Origin of the sequence: Pseudomonas sp. Colony2 (genome assembly GCF_019382755.1) — a bacterium.
Classification (GTDB): domain Bacteria; phylum Pseudomonadota; class Gammaproteobacteria; order Pseudomonadales; family Pseudomonadaceae; genus Aquipseudomonas.
Map to the genome: position 1 here is coordinate 1,017,814 of NZ_CP080030.1, position 1,685 is coordinate 1,019,498.

Sequence of the window (1,685 nt, forward strand, 5' to 3'; positions counted from 1 at the left end):
GCTAAACCCGATCACTGAAAACCAGCGACGGACCGAAGACTAGCCACCGACTCCCCCAGGCACAAGGCCGAAAGATTCTCTAGGAAACGTCCCGCAAATTAAAGGGATTCATCTTGCTGGCCCTTTACAAACCATGACCGCTGCATCGATTGATCTACTCGTTAGCCTGCTAACGGGATAGCCTTCCTGCACCCAAAAGTGGCACATTGTCGCACCTGCACCTGTGCATCCATCTGCTGTACGGAAAACCTCCCATGGCTCTGAGCAATTCCCAGCCCTCCGTGGCTACGGCGCCTGCCGCCGGGCAAACCAGCCCGTTGGTGATGCGTGTAATCGGCGCGGTGGCGCTGGCGCATTTGATCAATGACTTGATCCAGTCGGTACTGCCCTCGATCTACCCGATGCTCAAGGCCAATTACGGGCTGACGTTCACCCAGGTCGGCCTGATCACCCTCACGTTCCAGCTCACCGCGTCCCTGCTGCAACCGTGGGTGGGTTATTACACCGACCGCCATCCCAAGCCGTACCTGTTGCCCTGCGGAATGATCTGCACGCTGGTGGGCATCCTGATGATGTCCCAGGTGGGCAGCTTCCCCCTGATCCTGCTGGCGGCGGGGCTGATCGGCATCGGCTCGTCCACCTTCCACCCGGAAGCCTCCCGCGTGGCGCGCCTGGCCTCGGGCGGGCGTTATGGTTTGGCGCAGTCGACGTTCCAGGTGGGCGGTAATGCCGGCTCGGCCTTCGGCCCGTTGCTGGCGGCGGCGATCATCATTCCGTTCGGCCAGGGCAATGTGGCCTGGTTCGGCCTGTTCGCGGTGTTTGCGTTGTTTGTGCTGTATGCGATCAGCCGCTGGTACGCCCACCACTTGAACCTGTTCAAGCTCAAACAAGGCCAGGCGGCCACTCACGGCCTGTCCAAGGGCCGGGTGCTGAGCGCGCTGGTGGTGCTGGGGCTGCTGGTGTTTTCCAAGTACTTCTACATGGCCAGTTTCACCAGTTACTTCACCTTCTACCTGATCGAGAAGTTCGACCTGTCGGTGGCCAGTTCCCAGCTGCATCTGTTCCTGTTCCTCGGCGCGGTGGCGGCGGGCACGTTCTTTGGCGGGCCGATTGGCGACAAGATCGGCCGTAAGGCAGTGATCTGGTTTTCGATCCTCGGCGTGGCGCCGTTCACCCTGATTCTGCCCCATGTGGACCTGTTCTGGACCAGCATCCTGAGCGTGGTGATCGGCTTTATCCTGGCTTCGGCGTTCTCGGCGATTGTGGTGTACGCGCAAGAGTTGGTGCCGGGCAATGTGGGGATGATCGCCGGGGTGTTCTTCGGTTTGATGTTCGGTTTTGGCGGGATCGGTGCGGCGCTGCTGGGGCACCTGGCAGACATCCACGGCATCGAGTACGTGTACACGCTGTGCTCGTTCCTGCCGCTGTTCGGGGTGTTGGCGATTCTGTTGCCGCGTACCAAAAAGGCCTGATACCAGGTCAATCGAGTCGGGCAGATATCCCTGCTGCCCAACGCTTGCGTCAAACGGGTAAATCAACTGCTCCTGCAAAGGGTGTCGGCGTTGCGCCGGTGCCCTGATTTACGCCTACAGCGGGTTGTAGGTGGCCCGCTTCAGGTGTTCGCGCGCCCGGGACAAACGTGAGCGCACGGTGCCAATGGGGATGTCCATGGCGTCGGCGGTGTA

Annotated in this window: 2 protein-coding genes; one reads left to right on the plus strand and one right to left on the minus strand. The window is 60.8% G+C overall.

Annotated features, from left to right (window positions below; genetic code table 11):
* Positions 1–254: 254 nt before the first annotated feature.
* Positions 255–1,472 (plus strand): MFS transporter, encoded by a 1,218-nt coding sequence (locus JV201_RS04095; protein WP_063033153.1) that lies wholly within the window; start codon positions 255–257, stop codon positions 1,470–1,472.
* Between the two features lie 114 nt (positions 1,473–1,586).
* Here the strand turns inward: JV201_RS04095 and JV201_RS29555 are convergent.
* Positions 1,587–1,685, minus strand: a 99-nt coding sequence (locus tag JV201_RS29555) for a sigma factor-like helix-turn-helix DNA-binding protein (RefSeq protein WP_308340789.1), incomplete at its 5' end; no start/stop codon positions are given.